The sequence below is a fragment of the Bacillus sp. 522_BSPC genome, from assembly GCF_001076885.1.
Taxonomy (GTDB): Bacteria; Bacillota; Bacilli; order Bacillales; family Cytobacillaceae; genus Niallia; species Niallia hominis.
Genome location: NZ_JVDT01000002.1, coordinates 1 through 14,705, shown reverse-complemented (window position 1 = coordinate 14,705; position 14,705 = coordinate 1). Strand labels below are relative to the sequence as shown.

18 protein-coding genes and 1 pseudogene are annotated in these 14,705 nt (G+C 36.0%); 4 read left to right on the top strand and 15 right to left on the bottom strand.

Going from position 1 to position 14,705, the window contains the following annotated elements:
* Together ADJ83_RS00110 and ADJ83_RS00105 are read left to right on the top strand one after the other, a co-directional pair.
* Positions 1-1,134 carry a GerAB/ArcD/ProY family transporter gene (locus ADJ83_RS00110; RefSeq protein ID WP_081836610.1) on the top strand — a complete coding sequence of 378 codons (1,134 nt, stop codon included), beginning with the start codon at positions 1-3 and terminating at the stop codon, positions 1,132-1,134.
* The gene (locus ADJ83_RS00105) at positions 1,121-2,224 is read left to right on the top strand and encodes a Ger(x)C family spore germination protein (protein ID WP_031537012.1); all 1,104 of its coding nucleotides are present in this window, start codon (positions 1,121-1,123) and stop codon (positions 2,222-2,224) included. Before ADJ83_RS00110 ends, ADJ83_RS00105 begins: the two co-directional genes overlap by 14 nt.
* Before the next feature lie 81 nt (positions 2,225-2,305).
* Here the strand turns inward: ADJ83_RS00105 and ADJ83_RS00100 are convergent, their stop codons facing one another.
* The 5 genes from ADJ83_RS00100 to spxA form a co-directional block, all read right to left on the bottom strand.
* A complete protein-coding gene (locus ADJ83_RS00100) occupies positions 2,306-2,575 on the bottom strand; it encodes a transposase (protein ID WP_031537013.1) in 270 nt (89 codons plus the stop codon).
* A 919-nt stretch (positions 2,576-3,494) separates the two neighbouring features.
* A complete protein-coding gene (locus tag ADJ83_RS00095) occupies positions 3,495-3,830 on the bottom strand; it encodes an IDEAL domain-containing protein (RefSeq protein WP_031537014.1) in 336 nt (111 codons plus the stop codon).
* A gap of 147 nt (positions 3,831-3,977) precedes the next feature.
* Positions 3,978-4,406, bottom strand: a complete 429-nt coding sequence (locus ADJ83_RS00090; protein ID WP_031537015.1) for an RrF2 family transcriptional regulator — start codon at positions 4,404-4,406, stop codon at positions 3,978-3,980.
* Between the two features lie 262 nt (positions 4,407-4,668).
* A complete protein-coding gene (locus ADJ83_RS00085; protein WP_031537016.1) occupies positions 4,669-4,803 on the bottom strand; it encodes a BA3454 family stress response protein in 135 nt (44 codons plus the stop codon).
* A 27-nt stretch (positions 4,804-4,830) separates the two neighbouring features.
* The gene (gene spxA, locus ADJ83_RS00080) at positions 4,831-5,226 is read right to left on the bottom strand and encodes a transcriptional regulator SpxA (RefSeq protein WP_031537017.1); all 396 of its coding nucleotides are present in this window, start codon (positions 5,224-5,226) and stop codon (positions 4,831-4,833) included.
* Positions 5,227-5,412: 186 nt separating this feature from the next.
* On the opposite strand from spxA, the gene ADJ83_RS00075 reads away from it, so the two are divergent.
* Complete coding sequence (locus ADJ83_RS00075) at positions 5,413-5,634, top strand: hypothetical protein (protein ID WP_031537018.1); 222 nt, start codon at positions 5,413-5,415, stop codon at positions 5,632-5,634.
* Positions 5,635-5,728: 94 nt separating this feature from the next.
* Here ADJ83_RS00075 and ADJ83_RS00070 read toward each other — a convergent pair whose 3' ends face one another.
* From ADJ83_RS00070 to ADJ83_RS00040, 8 genes are all read right to left on the bottom strand, one after another.
* Positions 5,729-6,628, bottom strand: a complete 900-nt coding sequence (locus ADJ83_RS00070; protein ID WP_031537019.1) for an aldo/keto reductase — start codon at positions 6,626-6,628, stop codon at positions 5,729-5,731.
* 150 nt (positions 6,629-6,778) lie between these two features.
* The gene (locus ADJ83_RS00065) at positions 6,779-7,495 is read right to left on the bottom strand and encodes an SDR family oxidoreductase (RefSeq protein ID WP_031537021.1); all 717 of its coding nucleotides are present in this window, start codon (positions 7,493-7,495) and stop codon (positions 6,779-6,781) included.
* Positions 7,496-7,586: 91 nt separating this feature from the next.
* Positions 7,587-8,099, bottom strand: a complete 513-nt coding sequence (locus tag ADJ83_RS00060; RefSeq protein WP_031537022.1) for a type 1 glutamine amidotransferase domain-containing protein — start codon at positions 8,097-8,099, stop codon at positions 7,587-7,589.
* Between the two features lie 290 nt (positions 8,100-8,389).
* Positions 8,390-9,412, bottom strand: a complete 1,023-nt coding sequence (locus ADJ83_RS00055) for an LLM class flavin-dependent oxidoreductase (protein WP_031537023.1) — start codon at positions 9,410-9,412, stop codon at positions 8,390-8,392.
* A 34-nt stretch (positions 9,413-9,446) separates the two neighbouring features.
* Positions 9,447-10,412 carry a TIGR03571 family LLM class oxidoreductase gene (locus tag ADJ83_RS00050; RefSeq protein ID WP_031537024.1) on the bottom strand — a complete coding sequence of 322 codons (966 nt, stop codon included), beginning with the start codon at positions 10,410-10,412 and terminating at the stop codon, positions 9,447-9,449.
* Between the two features lie 11 nt (positions 10,413-10,423).
* Positions 10,424-10,675 (bottom strand): ArsR/SmtB family transcription factor, encoded by a 252-nt coding sequence (locus ADJ83_RS00045; protein WP_371472758.1) that lies wholly within the window; start codon positions 10,673-10,675, stop codon positions 10,424-10,426.
* A 258-nt stretch (positions 10,676-10,933) separates the two neighbouring features.
* Positions 10,934-11,059 (bottom strand): hypothetical protein, encoded by a 126-nt coding sequence (locus ADJ83_RS26420; protein ID WP_264298268.1) that lies wholly within the window; start codon positions 11,057-11,059, stop codon positions 10,934-10,936.
* 378 nt (positions 11,060-11,437) lie between these two features.
* Positions 11,438-11,956: a DJ-1/PfpI family protein gene (locus ADJ83_RS00040; protein ID WP_031537026.1), complete on the bottom strand. Its 519-nt coding sequence runs from the start codon at positions 11,954-11,956 to the stop codon at positions 11,438-11,440.
* Between the two features lie 148 nt (positions 11,957-12,104).
* Here ADJ83_RS00040 and ADJ83_RS00035 point away from each other — a divergent pair, with 148 nt between their 5' ends.
* Entirely contained in the window at positions 12,105-12,494 is a 390-nt protein-coding gene (locus ADJ83_RS00035) for a winged helix-turn-helix transcriptional regulator (protein ID WP_031537027.1), read from the top strand.
* Between the two features lie 524 nt (positions 12,495-13,018).
* On the opposite strand, the gene ADJ83_RS25405 is transcribed toward ADJ83_RS00035, so the two are convergent.
* Positions 13,019-13,192, bottom strand: coding sequence for a hypothetical protein (locus ADJ83_RS25405; protein ID WP_155986741.1), 174 nt, complete (start codon positions 13,190-13,192; stop codon positions 13,019-13,021).
* Between the two features lie 601 nt (positions 13,193-13,793).
* Positions 13,794-14,466 (bottom strand): annotated as a pseudogene (locus ADJ83_RS26105) (DUF421 domain-containing protein).
* Positions 14,467-14,705: the final 239 nt, after the last annotated feature.

Genomic DNA, 14,705 nt, shown 5'->3' with positions numbered 1-14,705 from the left:
ATGATGGAAACCCACCAATTATTTAAAAAGAATGAAACCTATAATGGGTTCTATGCCATGTTGTTGGTAAATCGCCTCCAAATGCTATACTTCTTTCTGATTATGCCAAATATCTTGATCAATCCATATATGATTTGGGTGCTTATAGCTGTCGGGATATTATCCCAACTAAACCTTCTTCTTTTATCGAAGTGGCTTTTAACCCGTTTATCTAGCAATGGATATAATGGATTTGTCCAATTGTTTGGGAAAAAATTGGTACGTTTTCTCTCTTTCATCGGGTTGTTCTTTATTCTACTTAAACTTTCCGTCATAACGTTAGGATTCATCGAAATTGTTCAAACATTTATACTTCCATCAACAGATACAAATTTTCTTGTCTTTTTTATTTTGTTGTTATGTTTTTATGTCGCAGGTAGGGGCGTTGAACATACCATTCGTTTTGTGTTGATTTCTTTTTTCTGTACATTTTGGATGTTCACATTTTTCGTTTTTTTCGTCTTCCCTCCAATAGCTCAACTCAGTGATTTGTATCCACTTATTCCAATGGAGTGGAAAGTAGAAAATTGGAAAGCCGTTTTTTTAATTTTGTCTTCCTATTCTGGTCCGGAATTTCTGGTATTTTTGGGACCATGGCTTAAAACAAACAATAAAACCTTTCGCTATTTGTCTTACGGAAACGCTCTCACCGTTGTAGAGTATGTATTCCTATTTATAGCATCCCTATTTTTTTTCGGTTCCAATTATTTAAGTAAAACTCAATATCCAATTATTAATATGTCCCGTTATTTTCAAAACCCAGTGTTTGAACGAATTGATATGATCATGCTTTCCTTTGAATTATTTAACCTAGTTTTTGCAGTTTCTCTATTTCTACTATTGTTTTATGGAGCATCTAGAATAGCTTTTGGTAAATTGAGCAAGCCAACCAGTGGAAAAGGTTTGTTATTCAGTGTATTCCTTATTTTTATCGGAATGATTCTTGTGAATGAATTATTTTGGAAGCCTTGGGAGAAGCAGAATTTTTTACTTAATCTTCAAATTATAGCTGGAAGCATAAGCTATTTTCTTGTTCCACTTGTTATTGTTTTAGCAATGAAAAAAAGGGGAGTTAAAAAAAGTGCGTCTACATAAAAAGATATGTAATAGATTAATACTTCTTTTTATGACTATTTGTTTATCTGGCTGTGCCCCTTTTACCGAAAATAACCTTATTGAAGAAATTTCTCCCGTTACCTTTTTGGCAATTAGTAAGGGGGATACAGGGAAATTAAAAGTCAGTACAATTTTGCCTCCTCTAAGTAAAGAAAAGAAGTTTGTTATGTCGCAAGAAGTCAGCTTATTAAAGGAGGGAGTACAGAAGTACAACCTCAACTTCTACCAGGAAATGAAATCTGGACAAATGCGGATGCTGGTAATTAGTGATGAACTTGGAAGAGACGGCATTATGTCCATTATAAATGTATTATTGACTGATCCGGATATTTCTCCGAGAATCTATTTAGTAATCGTAAAAGGAAATTTTGATGAATACTTGGAAAGTCAATTGGACAAAGATGAAAACTTTGATTACTCGTTTTACCGTATGCTGAAGCATTATGAGGAAAAAAACCAAGGAGAATTAACTGTCGTTAATCTTCATCAATTTAAAAATTTGCTCTATACTCCTTATTCAGATCCTTTTTTGCCTGTATTCAAAATAGAAGAGGATGGGGTCAACTATGAAGGTACAGCCTTGTTTAAAGATGACAAGCTAGTTGAAACTATTTCATCTTTAGATGATCGTATCTTCCAGCTGATAAACAACGATCACTACTTAGTTGTTTTACCGATTCAAAAATTTGAAATTGTACTGGGTCATGTTAGATCTAAAGTAATAGTAGATTTCGATAGCAGCTATTCTACAATGACCTATACCGTGAATATGGACACTAGAATTGAGGAATACCGGGGAGAGAAACAATTATTTGACCCAAAGGAATTAGAAAATATGAAAAAAGATATCGAAACCCATCTTGAAAAACAAACACATGAACTGTTTAAAAAGATGCAAGAATTGAAAGTGGATCCATTACAGATTGGCATACAAACAAAAAGACCATTCTCAAAACCAATGGAAGAAAAAAAATGGATTGAATTGTTTGAGAAGATGGACATTAAAATACAATACAATATTAATATCGATCCTTTGACGGATGCAAATTCAAAAAGGCAAAACTTTTAATTTTTCTTATCGAATAACTCATAACGTATGTGATTTAATGCTTGATAAATATGCTTCGTATGCAAATCTTCCTTGTGCCATTCAGCCACAAACCCACCCACGTTCTTCCGCTGTTAATTCTGCAGGTTTTTGTGCTAAGCAGCGGTCAATAAAACGTGATTTATGGTGTTTCTTTACTTCACCTAAATACCGTCTACATCTTTGTTGGGCATCCGTGAAAAATTGGACGAGATGAAAGCGATCCAACACATGAATGGCAGATGGAAATCCGTTTGGTTCATCGTCGGTTGGCAAAGAAATTGTAAAAAAAGATGGTAACGGTAAAATCAATTTGATAAACTGGTTATACAAGGCGAAAACTCCTATCGTGGTTTGTCTAAGCAACAATTACGATACGTGAGTTTTCGCTTTTCTTCTATACTTAAATGTCACACGTGTTGATTAGCCAAAATCACGTAACACTTTTTTGATACATCATCCGAGCTGACGACAGAATTTCTTCGACGTATATTCGCCATTTTAATGGAAGTGCATGCCAAAGAAACAGGCGTGTAAAACCTGCAAATGACAAGGCTTCTACATCTGATTTTACCTGGATGCGCTTGTGTAAAAACTTTAATTAAACGGCTGACAATCCGTTCAAAAATGCGTTTCACGATGAGATAATTCAGTTCACCTAAACGTTTTGAAAGTGTCGAATAATCCACTGATTTCAAGCCTTGTGCTGGTGCAACATCCGCAGCGTGGTGCATACTTTTCCATTCAAATGTAGCGGCACCCACCAAGTAGTTTAAAAGTGTTGATACATCACATTTACGAGCCGTATCTTCAAACTGAACAGCTAGAATCCCGTCGATTTCTTTTTGTGAAATAAAGTTTTGAAGTAGTGTGAAAATCGTGGTATTCGCAAGCCTAGAGATTCCTCCTTGTAAAGGTTTGTGTGGTAACTTACATTTTACATGGAATCTCTCTTTTTTATTAGTTTTTAGTGATAAAAATTAGTTAATCAACAGACGTGATAACATATATGTATTAATTGCATATGTTATCTATAAACTTTATAAATATTTTACAATAATTCTTGTTGTTATTGTCCTAACCGAATATAACCATGATATTAAAACTATATATACCTTATACATATCTCATATGTACAACGGAAAACCATTACTGGCTCCGTTAGTGATGAATCACGATTTTCACGAAAAATGAATATTTCCAAACACGTTGTAATTTAATTTAAAAAATCTATATATAATTTGTATAAGTTTTAATGTACTCCATCAACAAGCTGATTGATTGAGTTTAACTTGGAAGAAAGCTCAATAAACCATGCTTCATCCCCCGTTGATAATGCCAAGTCTATTAGAAATAGAATTTCTTCCTTGTTTACCACCTTAGAAAGTGGCAGTTTCCTAACATTTTTACTTAAAATCGGAATTGTTTTGCCAAGCGTTTCACGATTGTCACTCGTAGCAACCGTTACTTTAACAACTCCATCCAGAATACTCTGTGATTCAATATAACCAATTATTAATTCCCCATCCTCTGATTTTCCCTTAATCCAATCACCTGTTTTCAAAACGGAATTACCATTCGTCAACATCCTTTTTCACCTTCTTAAGTTATTTTTGTATTTTATGAATGTAATCAAGATAGAACCTTTTTTTAAGCTACAGTCATCGGGGATATATCACCTAGATAAATCTGTAATGTTTTTTATTACAATTTAATAAAAAGAAGTCTACGGCCGTCAGTCACAGCCGCTATTTTGTTCTTGATTTATAAGATCGACAACTTCTTTAATTGTATAGTTCTTTAAATATTCACCCAAATGTTCTTCCGCACCTAAGAAAATTGTAAATAATACACTTTTCATATTTGCTCCCACAATACACTTTTCATTTGAATCAGTACACTTAGGCTGTAAAGCACCTTCAGAGGTTATCATATATATTTCCCAAAGATTAACTTCACTAAGCTCTAGAGTAAAAATAAATCCGCCGCCGGTTCCTTCTTTTGATTTTATAAATCCATGTTTTTTTAACAAGCTCAGCACTTTACGAATGCGTACTGGGTGGACACCAGCACTCTCTGAGATACCATCACTTGTTGACATACGGTCCGGCTGCAACGCAAGATAAGTTAAACTATGAATGGCAAGTGTAAAATCACTATTCATGTCCTGCCTCCTTATAAATCAACACAGCTAATTACCTTTTTGCTTTACATATAGCTTCTGCATCTTTTTTTAAAATCAATCAACATAGTGTAACAATATATATTACAGTTTATCTTGTCAAGTATCTAATTAGAAATGTTGTATTAACTCTTAACCATGAATAAGGAATTCCAAGCATCCTGTAAATCTTTACGAATCACCTTCACTTCCTTAAAGGTGCGTAAACATATTTGTTTGTTTAGAAATTTTTGTATAATTAAGTTTAATAACCCCATTGTTTTTTAACTTGTTCTTCTGCTAACTGTTTAATTTTTTCCCATGCCATTTCTTTATTTACAATGACATTGGTTTGATAATTTTTATCTTTATAATTAACTGTAACGAATACTTCAATCATCACTTTCTTCCTCCTTCCGAAATAATATTAATTGGCCACTTTTTGCCATTCGACGTTCGAAAATGTGCGAAGTCTACGAGGCAAAAAACTGCGGATTTCTTCCTCGTTATATCCAACCTGTAATCTTTTTTCGTCTTGGATAATTGGCCGGCGCAACATTTGAGGGTAGTTGATTATTAATTTATAAAATTCATTAAGTGGAAGAGATTCAATACTTACATTTAATTCCTGAAATGTTTTTGATTTAGTTGAAACAATGTCATTAGTCCCATCTTCAGTCAATCGAAGAATTGATTTAATCTCATCGACTGTAAGGGGATTGGATAATATGTTTCTTTCAATATACTCAATTTGATGTTCTTCAAACCAAGCTTTTGCTTTTCGGCAAGAAGTACAACTTGGTGTCGTATACAAATTAACCATACTTATACACACTCCTTCATATTATTCAGCTCATCTACTGGCTATACTGTAATTTTAATTATTACAGTTTGTAAAGTCAACTGTAAATTTATGGATTAAAATCAGAACGCATTAGAGTTTGTAATTTTTAAAATTACTGTACTTAAACTAGCCTCTTGAATGAAATGTTGGATAATAATGAAATAGATGGAAAAGACCCTCGTTGTTTTGTTCATTCTTGTTCTATTATCAGGGTATGGTGCTGACCGAATTATCGATAAAATTCAAATCATTGATACACTACCTTATGATAAGAAAGGAGACAAAATCGAAGGAATGGTGATCTATCCTCTCTTCACGGAAAAAGGGAAAACCGTATTAAAAGATTTCAAAACTTTTTCCAATACGTTTGAGGAAATCCTTCCATGATTGGATACAAAAGTCGCTTGGCCGGTTGAAATAGGAAAAAAAGGAGTCGCTGAAGCTTTAATAAGTCTCGATCGATCCTTTGTTCCCATTCATTTTATATAATATCCAAAGGTATTTTTCTTGTTGGTTTTGGAAATACCTCGTCAAGTCTGTTCAGATCTTCTATGGTCAATTGAATAGTAGCAGCTTGAGCATTGGCTAAAACATGTTCTTCCTTAACAGCTTTTGGGATAGCAATTACGTTGTTCGAACGAATGGTCCATGCAAGAGCAATTTGTAATGGCTGCACATTGTATCTTTCTGCAATCTCAATGATGGTTGGATCGCTTAGTAATTGTCTTCTTAAGCTCCCTCCCTGGGCCAGGGGACTATAGGCCATAATTGGCATGTTATGTTCATGATGCCATGGTAGGAGATCATAATCAATTCCTCTAGAACCTAGATGATATAACACTTGATTTGTCACACAATTTTTTCCGTTAGCGGTATCCCACAACTCTAACATATCATCCGTATCAAAATTAGAAACTCCCCATCTTACAATTTTACCATCCTTGCGCAGTCTCTCCATTCCTTCAATCGTTTCTGCCAATGGAACACGACCTCTCCAGTGTAAAAGATACAAATCAAGATGATCTGTTCCTAGTCGTTTTAGACTATTTTCACATGCACTTTCAATCAAATCTAACCCGGAATGATGAGGATATACTTTCGATACTAAAAAAACTTTATCTCTACGCCCCTTGATTGCCTCACCAACTAAACGTTCGGAATCGCCATTTCCGTACATTTCAGCCGTATCGATTAGCTTCATGCCTAGTTCAATTCCAAGTTGCAAAGCTTTGATTTCTTTGTTTCTCGATTCAGGATTTTCACCCATGTACCATGTTCCTTGACCAATGCTTGGAAGAAAGGTTCCATCAGGTAAAGTTACTACACGTTTTTCAAGTGAATGCTTAATTCTCAATATTTTTTCATTGTCAGGTAAACTCATTTTCATCATGCCTTTCATATCTCACCTTGTTTTTCTTGAACTGCAATTCTTCAATCATTACCGTTTATTGGAAAATCGGATCATTATTAAAAAATTAAATGTGGCTATACATGTTGTAGTATAGCCACAAAAATAACATTATAATCTCACTTATACCAAGTGAGCCCCGCCATCAATAAGAACAGTCGTCCCAGTAGTAAAACCATTTTTAGCAAGGTATACATAGGTTTCAGCTATGTCTTCCGGCTTTGCAATCCGTCCAACAGGGAGCTGTTGTGCAATGCCGTTGAACAGTGCTTGCCTCTGATCATCTGACATTCCAGCATAGATTGGAGTATCTACAATTCCAGGTGAAACCACGTTTACCCTAATAGGCGCTAGGTCTATAGAAAGTCCTCGAACCAATCCTTCAATGGCTGAATTGATTGCCGCTAACGTAGTAGCGCCTTGAGGAGGACGAACTCCATATACACCAGAGGTTAAGGTGATTGAGCTCTCATTGCTTAAATATGGAAGTGCAAAACGGACAGTGATATATTGCCCCCAGAATTTACTATCAAACGCCTCTTTTGCACTTGCCACAGGCAGTTCGCTAAAGTGCCCCATTGCGCCTTCACCTGCTGTTACCACAAGGTGGTCAAATTTTCCAACCTTACTGAAAAATTCTGCTACTTTTTCTTCGCTTCGAAAATCGATTTCAATTGCTTCTACATTGCCACCAAGAACTTGTTTTGCTTCATTTAATTTGGAAACAGAACGGCTGGCAATGATCACTTGAGCTGATTGATCGAGAAACGCTTTGGCAGTTGCTAAACCAATACCAGAAGTACCCCCTAAAACAACTACTCGTTTACCATTTAATGACATAGTAAAACCCCTTTCTTATTAAAACCTTTTTTTATTGAAATTCATTGTGAAATATTAATTTCTAAAACGATACTATTGAGTACTTACGCTATTATTCAGCTAATAATTTTAAGGATTCACGATTAAAGGCAGGAATGTCATCCGGAAAACGGCTTGTTACAATATTATTGCTTACCACAACTTCTTCATCTTTGTAGTTAGCACCTGCATTTTTGAGATCGTTCCTTATTGATTTGAAACCTGTTATGTCGACGCCTTTTAATAGGTCTGTATCAATTAATACTTGTGGGCCATGGCAAATGGCAAAAACAGGTTTACCTTCTTGTATAAATGCTTTTGCGAATTCACCAAAACGGTCGTCTTCACGTAATAAATCGGGAGAGAAGCCGCCAGGGATGAATAAAGCATCAAAGTCTTGAGGATTAACTTCCCCAATTCCTTTATCAATTTTTACTGCTTCACCTTTTTTACCAGTAATATCTTTTCCAGCCTGTATGTCGATTGTGATCACTTGATGACCAGCATCTTTAAATGCTCGTGCTGGTTCTGTGAATTCTACATCTTCAAATAAGTCTGTTATTAGTGTAGCGATTTTTTTGCTCATTATGATAAGCCCCCTTATAATTGTAAAGCATCGTTGGTATTATTCTCATTTAACACAATAAATACAAATAATCTACTGTTTTTAGTATATGTTACTGCTAGATATATGATGGTATAAAAACATTTAGTATCGCTCTGTCACGTGTTTAAGGATGGTGATGCCCTTTGGAAGAATTCGTGATGTCAAATCCTGCTTGTGACACATAGAAATACTTGATCCAAACCACATCTAAAAACGGTTCCCTTTTATCAAGTAAAACATCAATACTTTCCTTGCTGATGTCCTCCTTATTACCTTTCACTTTTTGTAATTTCTGACAGAAGCTCGTATGAATGCAGGCGAGCTTTGTGGTCGTAAACTTGTGCAATGACCATTATTTCATCTGCCTGGCTCTCCTCCAAAAATGTATATAGCTTGTCCTTTACCGTCTGCTGGCTGCCAACAATCGATGAGCCTAATTGCTGCTCGAGAGACTTTAATTGGTAGCTGCTGGCCAATTCGGAAATGTCATCTACCGGTGGTTGAAGCTGTGTAAGGTTGCCACTCATCAGATTCAAAAATTGCTGCTGCAGGGTTGTGAAAAGGCGCTTTGCCTCTTTATCCGTTTCTGCTGTAATGATATTCAATGCCACCATCGCATACGGCTTATCGAGAACATTCGAAGGCTTAAACGCCTTGCGATAGATCTGTAGAGCACCCAGAGTGTTAAGTGGCGAGAAATGGGCGGCAAACGCGAATGGCAAACCCAGTTCTCCGGCCAGCTGCGCACTGAAGCCGCTTGAACCCAGCAGCCAGATTGGAATATTCAAACCTTCACCCGGAATCGCTTTTATAGGGTTCCCTTGGGCCAGGGATGGATCAAAGTAACCGCGGAGTTCCGCTAATTGCTCAGGAAAGTCATCTCCGGTACTTCTCAAGTCGCGTCTCAATGCACGAGCGGTCAACTGATCTGTACCAGGTGCACGCCCCAGACCAAGGTCAATTCGCCCAGGATATAAGGATTCAAGAGTGCCAAACTGTTCAGCGATGACGAGCGGAGCGTGATTCGGCAGCATGATTCCTCCTGAACCAACCCGGATTTTTGATGTACCGGCTGCCACATGGGACATCACCACAGAAGTGGCGGAACTGGCGATAAACGGCATATTGTGATGTTCAGCGAGCCAAAAACGTTTGTAGTCAAGTTTTTCAGCATGCTGTGCGAGTTCCAATGTATTGCGGAAAGAGTCAGCAGGAGTACTTCCGGCTGTTATCGGTGAAAGATCAAGCACCGAGAAAGGAATTTCGTTTAGTTTATTTGCATGTTTAGACATAAGTTCATCTTCTTCCCTTATCTAATTTTTAAAACTAATCTAATACTGGAATTTCATGAGTCGAAAAGTAAGGCAACACAAACTCTCCAAGCTCCTGGATGACTTCCTCTGGAGGGCGCTTTGAAAAATACAATACAAATGCCAGGTGATTGACACCAATGGATTGAAATTGATATAGAATTTCTAATAACTGTTTGCGCCCTACACGAAATCCTAACGGAATCGGAACAGGAGACAAATCGGGATTTTCCGATAAATCGATAAATAAAGTCTGAGTGAAAGGTTTAAACACTCCTGGGGCGTAAATTTCCGACAACTCGCGATACTCGTTAATCAATTGAGTTTGTTGCGGGATAATCCTCGGGTACTGGATCCAGCCGTCCCCGTTCTGGGCGATCCATTCAATCGATTGATTGCTGAATCCTGTCACCATGGTCGGAATCGAAGAAAAAGGTTTGGGGATCATTCTCATATCCGTTCCATCGATGATGCCTAAATCGCTGTTGATAGTGGGATTGTGCTCCTTTAATAGCCGTTCAAGGAATGCATAATTCTTTTTAAACAGCCCTCCGCTTTCGAGCTTGGATATTCCCAAAGCTGTGAAATCTTTATCCCGGTCTCCTGAAGCCACTCCCATGATCAGCCGTTCGGGAAACAACCGGTCAATAGATGATGCTTCCTTTGCCACTCGGACAGGGTGGCGCAGCGGGAGGACCACACTCGCCGTCCCAAGTGCAATTTCCTTGGTATGGGCCGCAAGATAGGTCAAATAAATCCATACATCATACAATTGACCGTTATCATCAATATTCAAATTCTGAATCGTAACGTCCCGAAGCCACAATGCCGCGAAACCATGGTCTTCAATTTTGCGGGCAAGCGACAACTGATTTTCCATAATCGGATATTTGGACATCCTTGCCGTCGGAATCGTGAAACCAAGCGTCATTTTATCCTTTTGGTACAACCTGTTATATGCTCGATGCTGTAATAAACTCACTTCAATTCTCCTTAAATTTTTGTACCAATGTATTTTTCTAACTTTTTAATCGTTTCCTCATTACGGCGATAATACGTCCATTGTCCGATTCGCTTCATTTCAACCAGTCCGCTTTGCAGCAGAATCGATAAATACTGTGAAGTAGTGGATTGCGAAATCCCGGCCTTGCTTCGGATATCCCCTACGCAAACCCCACCTTCAAATCCTTCATCAGCAATAATATGGGCTTGCGGTGAAAAATGACTGTCGGGATCTTTTAACATTTGAAGAATGCTCACCCTCGTCTGGTTCGACAATGCTTTAAAAATTTCAACGGCTTGTTCATCATTTAAGCGTTCCAATTTCTGCTTCAATGTCATTTGCCTCTTTCTATATCGATTATCACTATCCCAATGGACGCTGGATAGATGATCTGAAAGCATCACGCCAAATCGGTAATTCGCGATATTAATATATTAGCCATTTGGTCTGTCCAAATCAAAAGATTTGTTTCGAAGGAGATACGGCGAAATGCTCCCTTCTTAATAAAGACCACTAAAAAAACTCTCTTCCCTTGATACCGCTTGTACCTTTTTGAGTTCTGATAATAGTTGCCCCTGCAGGCCTTCTTTTGGTTTTAATACAGCATTAATTACAATATGTTCCATTTTAATCCTCCTTAATAATGAGTAGTTTGTCTTTCTTTTATAAAGTTTTAAGGTGGCAGTGGGGTTTATGTCCCTCCCAGCATCGTGTAAAAAATATACCCTTTTAAATCTCTTATCAGCTTCAATTATGTAAGCTTTTACTGTTTACTCTTAACTTTTTTAGTATGACGAAAAAGTTGAGGTTTGATTTTCGATTGAATTTGATTGATATTCAACTAAAAGACGACCTAGTAAAACTATATAAATATCGTAACACGGTTCATATTGAATCAGAGTTAATATTTGGTGTATTTTTCTTACATTTGGATAGCCAAAAGCCTACGGAATTAATTCCGTAGGCTTTTGATTATATGAAAATTCAGCGAAGAGACTGTAGAATTAGCTTAATGCTTTTACTAAAGCTTCTCCAAATTCTTTAGCGCCATCTGGACCATCACCAGTGATAATATCATCATGAGCAACAACATGTTTTTCAACATATGTTACTTTATTCGCTTTTAATTGGTCTTTTTGTATATCTACTGGATAGCAAGTTGCTTCTCTTCCAGTAAGTAAACCCGTTTTAGCTACAGTAACCGCACCTGCACAAATCCCTGTTACAAGAACTTTATTAGTATACGCTTGTTTCAAGTAGTCTTGTAATTCTTTATTTTCCCATAAATGATCGTTCGTACCAGATCCACCAATAACAGATACAACATCATAGTCAGTCGCAGAAACGTCTGAGAAAATGACCTCAGCAATTGCTTTACCTTCATAATCCCCTATGATTTCACCTGTTTTTGTACTTGCAATTGTCACTTCAATTCCGTTGCTTTCCAATTCCGCTTTTGGTTGAAATAATTCGTCTTCATTGAAACGTTCTGGTGGTATAATTAAAAGTGCTTTTTTACTCATTAGTAGTTCCTCCTCATTAATAAAAATAATTCGCCGGTAAGACGACTATTTCATTCTACTGCTGGGTTTCTTCACTGTGAAGACTGCACTTTTTTGTAAGGAGGTTACCAACAGGTTACAATTGATACAAATAAGGAGGTAAGAATTTATGCCAGATACATTTAGAGATGAAGTTAAAGAAAAGATCATAAATGGTGATTATAATTGTGAAAAAGAACTTACCTTATCAATTATAAGTGGTAAATGGAAAATCGTTATTTTATGGCATTTAGGGGTAGAAGGACCACATCGATTCAGTGATCTCCAAAGGCTTTTTCCAAAAATATCTCATAAAATATTAACGAATCAATTAAGAGAACTGATGGAAGATGGAATAGTTCATCGCGAGGTTTATCCAGAAGTTCCACCGAAAGTGGAATATTCCATGACTGAATTGGGGATGACTTTACTTCCTATCGTTGAAATGATGTATGAATGGGGAAAAAATCGGATAGCAGAAATCATAAAAGAAATGGATATTTCGGAATTAAACAATTAAGCATAAGCTTACATTTACAATGTTGCTTTACAAAATCTATTAGAAAAGAAGCACCTTCACTTAACTGTAAGGAAGGTGCTTTTTATGCTTAATTGCGGAGTATTTGGATCATTTATGCTGTGGATTGGTTCAACTGAACAGGGATTGTGTTTTCTTTTATTTAAAATAAATTATACATAAAAGAATATATCAAAAGGCTTCCATTCCGCTAATGATGAATCAAGGGTCTTATTAAAAATTAACGAACTCATTTCCAAAACTGCATAATCCAAAAGGCTGGCTAAAAGAAATTTTTGTTTTTTAGGCAGCCTTTTTGCTTTACTAGCGTGTCAACATCCTTTCAAAGTGCTAGTCAATTTAAAAACTTGATTAGATAAATTAACTGTTTTTCAATGTTTAGAATCTTATATGCCCTCAAAAACCTCTTTTACTTATGATACGGTTCACCGAGGTTGATATTAAACTTATCTCTATAGTCATAATGAACGAAACGGCTCCCATCGCTTAACGTAGATTGCACTTGGTCATAATGGTACTATATGGGCCAACTCATGAATAGACGTTGCTAATGCTTGTGTTTCTGTGTTACGACTATTCATAACAATCTCTTTACCTTTACCATCTTTACCTTGAACAAAGGCACCTTTAGATGCTCCTAATTCTGTTACACCTAATTCCGATTGTCGCATATCTCTCATATCGATATTTAATTCTTTAGAAACAGCTTCTATCCCTTTCCTTAAATGCTCGACATTTCTGCCTTCTTCAATTTGGAAATTAAACTGTTTATTAGGGAATATTTTTGGTAAATCTTCTAATGGTGCATTCGTTTGGGATATATCGAATACATGCCCAACTTTAAAATTAGCAATTTTTCTTGTTGAGATCTGCCCCTCTTCGATAGGGATAATAAAGATGAGTAATAGGGATAACTAGTAAAAAGCCGATTCTCCTTTTATGTCAAGGAAAAATCGGCTTTTTAATTAATTATTTCGGATCAATTTGTTGGTGAATTGATTTTTATTAGATTAATGGAAAACTCTATTATAGCATTAGCCTTTTAGGCATTTGACTGTTTTTTCGGGAAAGAAAATTAATTATTAAACAACAACCACACTCAAAGTTTCACTCTTTATATCCCCATAGTATGGAAAAAGTTATAATGATGCATTTGGTTTCTCATCTTTCTTCAAAAATACTTAGAACTTGATAGTTTGATAAGGTACTGTACTAAGAAAACCATATTTACCTAAAACCGTTTATCTAGGATTAATATAGGGAGGGGAAATCGTTTTAAGATTAGTCGCTAATATCAAATGTGTTAATGTTTAGTGAATGGTCGGTATCTCTAACAGAAGCGTAAAATATATCTTTAATTTGATGATATCCCTTTGCCTTTAGTTCTTGCTTAAGCCACTCTTCATTCTTGTTGATTAATTTTAAATTACGCTTCTGAACTTTCCCTTCAATTACAACAGCTATTGGGAATCCATGGTATTCTACTTTCATATGTAAATCCTTTGGAGTAACAGGAACTAATTCTTTCCTTGGTAAAATGCTGATTTCACCTGTTGCTTCCAAAATCGCATATTCAATATCTTGAATATCTGGATATCTTGCTGTTCTTAAACCTGACAACAGCTCAGATAAAGGATATCTATTTTTCCTTAAATTTTTATATACAATTTTTCCATGTTTAACTAAAATAGTCGGTTTTCCTATAATAAAAGGGTTTAACCAATTTAATAAACTTAATTTTGATATAACTAAGTGACGCCCGTTATAACAATGATTCCAATAATCCCCTCTGTTACTCCATTTACTTTAATGGACCCCAATGCTAAATAAGATAAAAATAGAATCGCTCCAAATTCGTGAGGGGTAAGTTGTGCTAGGGCTGATTCCCTAAAATTTTTATGGATACAATAAAAACAATATATATATAAATTAATTTAACTAAAAAAATAGACACTTCTAACACCTCTTAGGAAAAATCACCTTAGTCTGAAGTCAGACTAAGGATGTTCATCTCTTTGACAATACTGCAAAAATTAACAGAGAAAGTTAACCAGTAATGTTTTAATATTTTAAGCACCCTCTAATCAATTTAAAAAAAGATATTTTTCCAAAGATTTTATTTTCAAGATTCGACTTAATGTTATTATGCAAAAAATGGTACTACTTTTTTGTTATGTGTCTTAAGATCATCCA

Excerpts from the sequence above, each read along its gene's own strand:
- ADJ83_RS00110 (WP_081836610.1), top strand. The coding sequence starts at position 1 with ATGATGGAAACCCACCAATTATTTAAAAAGAATGAAACCTATAATGGG.
- ADJ83_RS00095 (WP_031537014.1), bottom strand. The coding sequence starts at position 3,830 with ATGTTGACGAATGGTAATTCCGTTTTGAAAACAGGTGATTGGATTAAG.
- ADJ83_RS00090 (WP_031537015.1), bottom strand. The coding sequence starts at position 4,406 with ATGAATAGTGATTTTACACTTGCCATTCATAGTTTAACTTATCTTGCG.
- ADJ83_RS00085 (WP_031537016.1), bottom strand. The coding sequence starts at position 4,803 with ATGATTGAAGTATTCGTTACAGTTAATTATAAAGATAAAAATTATCAA.
- spxA (WP_031537017.1), bottom strand. The coding sequence starts at position 5,226 with ATGGTTAATTTGTATACGACACCAAGTTGTACTTCTTGCCGAAAAGCA.
- ADJ83_RS00075 (WP_031537018.1), top strand. The coding sequence starts at position 5,413 with ATGGAAAAGACCCTCGTTGTTTTGTTCATTCTTGTTCTATTATCAGGG.
- ADJ83_RS00070 (WP_031537019.1), bottom strand. The coding sequence starts at position 6,628 with ATGAGTTTACCTGACAATGAAAAAATATTGAGAATTAAGCATTCACTT.
- ADJ83_RS00065 (WP_031537021.1), bottom strand. The coding sequence starts at position 7,495 with ATGTCATTAAATGGTAAACGAGTAGTTGTTTTAGGGGGTACTTCTGGT.
- ADJ83_RS00060 (WP_031537022.1), bottom strand. The coding sequence starts at position 8,099 with ATGAGCAAAAAAATCGCTACACTAATAACAGACTTATTTGAAGATGTA.
- ADJ83_RS00055 (WP_031537023.1), bottom strand. The coding sequence starts at position 9,412 with ATGTCTAAACATGCAAATAAACTAAACGAAATTCCTTTCTCGGTGCTT.
- ADJ83_RS00045 (WP_371472758.1), bottom strand. The coding sequence starts at position 10,675 with ATGTTAAAAGATCCCGACAGTCATTTTTCACCGCAAGCCCATATTATT.
- ADJ83_RS26420 (WP_264298268.1), bottom strand. The coding sequence starts at position 11,059 with ATGGAACATATTGTAATTAATGCTGTATTAAAACCAAAAGAAGGCCTG.
- ADJ83_RS00040 (WP_031537026.1), bottom strand. The coding sequence starts at position 11,956 with ATGAGTAAAAAAGCACTTTTAATTATACCACCAGAACGTTTCAATGAA.
- ADJ83_RS00035 (WP_031537027.1), top strand. The coding sequence starts at position 12,105 with ATGCCAGATACATTTAGAGATGAAGTTAAAGAAAAGATCATAAATGGT.
- ADJ83_RS25405 (WP_155986741.1), bottom strand. The coding sequence starts at position 13,192 with ATGAGAGATATGCGACAATCGGAATTAGGTGTAACAGAATTAGGAGCA.